General features: G+C 38.9%; 3 protein-coding genes and 4 tRNA genes. 6 read left to right on the top strand and 1 reads right to left on the bottom strand.

Going from position 1 to position 4,157, the window contains the following annotated elements:
* The first annotated feature begins 200 nt into the window (after positions 1–200).
* Together murB and birA are read left to right on the top strand one after the other, a co-directional pair.
* A complete protein-coding gene (murB, locus tag PROVALCAL_RS16345; RefSeq protein ID WP_039862267.1) occupies positions 201–1,235 on the top strand; it encodes a UDP-N-acetylmuramate dehydrogenase in 1,035 nt (344 codons plus the stop codon).
* Entirely contained in the window at positions 1,232–2,209 is a 978-nt protein-coding gene (gene birA / locus PROVALCAL_RS16340; RefSeq protein WP_006660435.1) for a bifunctional biotin--[acetyl-CoA-carboxylase] ligase/biotin operon repressor BirA, read from the top strand. Before murB ends, birA begins: the two co-directional genes overlap by 4 nt.
* Positions 2,210–2,247: 38 nt before the next feature.
* On the opposite strand, the gene coaA is transcribed toward birA, so the two are convergent.
* The gene (gene coaA, locus PROVALCAL_RS16335; protein ID WP_006663523.1) at positions 2,248–3,198 is read right to left on the bottom strand and encodes a type I pantothenate kinase; all 951 of its coding nucleotides are present in this window, start codon (positions 3,196–3,198) and stop codon (positions 2,248–2,250) included.
* Positions 3,199–3,625: 427 nt separating this feature from the next.
* On the opposite strand from coaA, the gene PROVALCAL_RS16325 reads away from it, so the two are divergent.
* The 4 genes from PROVALCAL_RS16325 (at position 3,626) to PROVALCAL_RS16310 (ending at position 4,030) form a co-directional block, all read left to right on the top strand.
* A tRNA-Thr gene (locus PROVALCAL_RS16325) sits at positions 3,626–3,701 on the top strand.
* Positions 3,702–3,716: 15 nt separating this feature from the next.
* Positions 3,717–3,801 (top strand) — tRNA-Tyr (locus PROVALCAL_RS16320).
* A 72-nt stretch (positions 3,802–3,873) separates the two neighbouring features.
* Positions 3,874–3,948, top strand: a tRNA-Gly gene (locus PROVALCAL_RS16315).
* A 6-nt stretch (positions 3,949–3,954) separates the two neighbouring features.
* Positions 3,955–4,030, top strand: a tRNA-Thr gene (locus PROVALCAL_RS16310).
* Positions 4,031–4,157 lie beyond the last annotated feature (127 nt).

The raw sequence follows: 4,157 nt of genomic DNA, 5'->3' as shown, positions 1-4,157 counted from the left end.
ATGTGAGAGTAGGGAACTGCTAGGTTTTAAATATAAGAAGCCACCCAATGGGTGGCTTTTTGCTATCTATCGATTTGTATTTTTGAAAATTCTTCTCAGTTTCTTACTTCTCATATTATTTCCATCTACATGCTATTCACTGCTAGGTCAGGCTGATAGACTTATAAAATCTTAGATCTTATTTGAAAATGAAGGTAGCAATGAACCTGACCGCCGAACTCAAATCGCTTAATAGCTTCGGTATTGATGCCAAAGCTATTAAAGTGAACATTGTACAAAGCGCTGATGCTCTGTACCAACAGTGGACAACAGCAAAAAATGACAATCTTCCTGTACTGTTATTAGGCGGGGGAAGCAATGTGTTATTTATTGAAGATTTTGACGGTGTGGTCATTGTAAACAGAATTAAAGGTATCGAAATTACTGATTCTGCAGATGCTTGGCATGTACATGCATATGCAGGGGAAAATTGGCATCAGCTACTTGAAACATTGCTTCATAAGGGAATATATGGCGCAGAAAACTTAGCGCTGATCCCTGGATGCGTAGGCTCTGCACCGATACAAAATATTGGAGCTTATGGGTTAGAGCTAAAAGATGTTTGTGAGTATGTGGATATCCTCTGCTTGGATACAGGTAGGATCACTCGTATCCCTGCGGAAGAATGCAATTTTGGGTATCGAGACAGTATCTTTAAACATGAATATCAGAATTCGCATGCGATTATCAGCGTTGGATTGATTTTTTCTAAGGAGTGGTCACCAAAGCTAGCGTATGGCGATTTAGCTAAGCTCAATCCTAACACTGTAACGCCTTCTGATGTGTTTGAGACGGTATGTGAGACTCGCAGAAGTAAATTACCTGATCCCGCTGTAACAGGTAATGCTGGTAGCTTCTTTAAAAACCCAGTCGTATCCGCTGAACTCGCAGAGACAATCAAAGCTATTTACCCTAATTGCCCTCAATATGTTCAGGTTGATGGAAATGTAAAATTAGCCGCAGGTTGGTTGATTGACCAGTGTGGCTTAAAAGGCTACCAATTAGGCGGTGCAGCAGTTCATACTCAACAAGCATTAGTGTTGATAAATAAACATAATGCGACGGGAAAGGATATTGTAGAGCTTGCTAAATATGTAAGTAATACAGTTGCACAACGTTTCGATATTTTCTTAGAACCAGAAGTTCGATTCATTGGGCGTCAAGGCGAATTGAATGCAGTGGACTGTATACGATGAAAGAAATGAGTATTCCATTACAAATTATTGATATTTTAGCGGATGGGCAGATTCATTCAGGCGAACAGCTGGGTGAACGCTTAGGAATGACGAGAGCGGCAATTAATAAACATATTAAAACATTGCGCTCATGGGGTCTTGATATCCAAACTATCACGAGTAAAGGCTATCAGCTTCCTATGCAGATCAATTTGTTAAATAAACAGTGTATTGAGAAGTATGTTACTGGCACCCAGATTATTGTCGAACCCGTTATTGATTCTACTAACCAATATATGCTGGATAGGATCCCTAATTTGCAATCAGGAGATACTTGTTTAGCAGAGTATCAAAGTGCAGGGCGAGGTCGCCGCGGTCGTCAGTGGATTTCACCATTTGGATGTAACTTATATCTTTCAACTTATTGGAAATTAGAGCAAGGCCCCGCTGCGGCAATTGGATTGAGTTTAGTGGTTGGAATTGTGATTGCTGAAACTTTAAATAAGTTATGCGGAAATAAGGTCAAAGTTAAATGGCCTAATGACCTCTATATGAATGATAAAAAGCTAGCAGGAATCCTGGTTGAGCTAACAGGCAAAACAGGGGATGCAGCACATATTATTATTGGTATTGGTATCAATATTGGTATGAATAAAAGTATTATTAAAAAAGATGAAACAATTAATCAAGCTTGGTCTGCTTTAACTGATGAAGTTGAAAATATTGAAAGAAACGAATTAGCTGGCAATATTATCAACGCATTAAAAAAATCATTATTAATATTTGAAAAGCAGGGATTAAAGCCATTTTTGTCTCGTTGGTTTGAATTAGACAACTTTTTAGAAAGAAATGTTAAGTTATTGATTGGCAATGATATTATTGTTGGTGTCGAAAAGGGAATTAATGAGCAAGGTGCGTTATTATTGCAAAAAGAAAATGGAGAAATTATTCCCTATATTGGCGGTGAAATATCATTAAGATCAAATGAAAATTAGTTAAATAGGCCGGTATTAACCGTAACCGGCCTTATCAATTATTTCCGTAGTCTTACATTTTGAATAGAGTGATTCTCACCTTTCGTCATGATTAAACTTGCGCGTTCTTTTGTTGGCAAGATATTCTCTTCAAGGTTTAAACCATTAATTTCATCCCAAATTGAACTAGCTACATTCACCGCTTCTTCTTCACTGAGTTTAGAGTAATTGTGAAAGTATGAATCAGGATCGGAAAATGCACCTTGTCTAAATTTCAAAAATCGCCCGATATACCATTGTTTTAGTAGTTGAGGGTTCGCATCGACATAGATAGAAAAATCAACAAAATCTGACACGAAAACATGATGGGGATCTTGAGGGTAGTCCATATCGCTCTGTAGAACGTTTAGCCCTTCTAAAATTAAAATATCGGGTTGATCAATAATTTGTTGCTGGTCAGGAACAATATCATAGGTCAAATGTGAATAAACGGGAGCGGCAACATGACGAGCTCCTGATTTTATCTGAGAAACGAAGTTGACCAATTTGCGCATATCGTAAGACTCGGGAAAGCCTTTCTTTTTCATTATATCTTTGTCACGTAAAACTTGGTTTGGATATAAAAATCCATCCGTCGTGATCAGATCGACTTTCCTGTGTTCAGGCCAACGCGTTAATAATGCTTGTAGTAAACGGGCCGTCGTACTTTTTCCTACAGCGACGCTGCCAGCTATGCCAATAATGTAAGGAACCTTCGCGCCATTAGTTCCTAAAAATTGTTCTAACACAGCCTGACGGCGTAAATTGGAGCTGATATAAAAATTCAGCAAACGGGATAAAGGAAGATAAATTTCGATGACATCATCCATGGATAGTTCTTCATTGATACCTTTAAGCTCAAGAAGCTCACTAGATGATAGCGTTAGAGGAACGGAATCACGCAAAGTGGCCCAATGTTCTCTATCAAACTCTAAATATGGTGTTGTCATAAAATTTTCTTTTTGTTTCATAAACCAACATCTGCCTATTTTGTGCAGGTTGGACAGGTTGCCTAAACACCCATATCCATAAAATTTGGTAGCATCATAGCGAGTGAAGAGGGGGAGGCGTAGGATTTTTTGTGTTTTATGTGAATTTTTTTTGACGTATGCAAAAAAAAAGCACATTTTTGTTGAAAAACTAAACGATCAAAAAAGAAGAAAAATTGTGATAGTGGATAAAAAACTCGCAATCAACGAAATGAAACTCAACAGTGAAGCTTTACTCCCCAGATTATAATGGATTATAGTTAATGGCTGTTGTTGATGTTTTAATCTTAAAACAGATAAAAAATCAACAAAATCGCAAAAAGTGAATAAAATATGAGCGAATGAACAAAAAATTAAATTTTTTTGTTGCAACATGCGCTCAGTCTTCCTAGAATGCGCAGCACTTGATGCCGGCATAGCTCAGTTGGTAGAGCAACTGACTTGTAATCAGTAGGTCCCGAGTTCGACTCTTGGTGCCGGCACCATTAAAAATTTGGATAGGTGGGATACCCAAGCGGCCAAAGGGAGCAGACTGTAAATCTGCCGTCACAGACTTCGAAGGTTCGAATCCTTCTCCCACCACCATCTCCAAAAAGCTTCTGTGAGCTTTACGGAAAAACAGTTTAACAGCTGATAACTCAGGTAGCCGAGTTCATTGCGGGCATCGTATAATGGCTATTACCTCAGCCTTCCAAGCTGATGATGCGGGTTCGATTCCCGCTGCCCGCTCCAAGATGTGCTGATATAGCTCAGTTGGTAGAGCACACCCTTGGTAAGGGTGAGGTCGGCAGTTCGAATCTGCCTATCAGCACCACTTCCCCGATGTTCTCAATTATCTCCTGATTTGTCTCCTGTAAAGAAAGAATACAAGCGAATTTAATCCTTGCTTGGTTGATGTGGTTTAACCACCGATTCCGTGTCTTAGAGGGACAATCTAATGT

The organism is Providencia alcalifaciens DSM 30120 (assembly GCF_000173415.1).
Lineage (GTDB): Bacteria > Pseudomonadota > Gammaproteobacteria > Enterobacterales > Enterobacteriaceae > Providencia > Providencia alcalifaciens.
The sequence above is the reverse complement of the archived record's forward strand: the minus strand, read 5'-3'. Positions and strand labels throughout refer to the sequence as shown.

Coding starts and splice junctions, on each gene's coding strand:
- murB (WP_039862267.1), top strand. CDS start 201: ATGAACCTGACCGCCGAACTCAAATCGCTTAATAGCTTCGGTATTGAT.
- birA (WP_006660435.1), top strand. CDS start 1,232: ATGAAAGAAATGAGTATTCCATTACAAATTATTGATATTTTAGCGGAT.
- coaA (WP_006663523.1), bottom strand. CDS start 3,198: ATGAAACAAAAAGAAAATTTTATGACAACACCATATTTAGAGTTTGAT.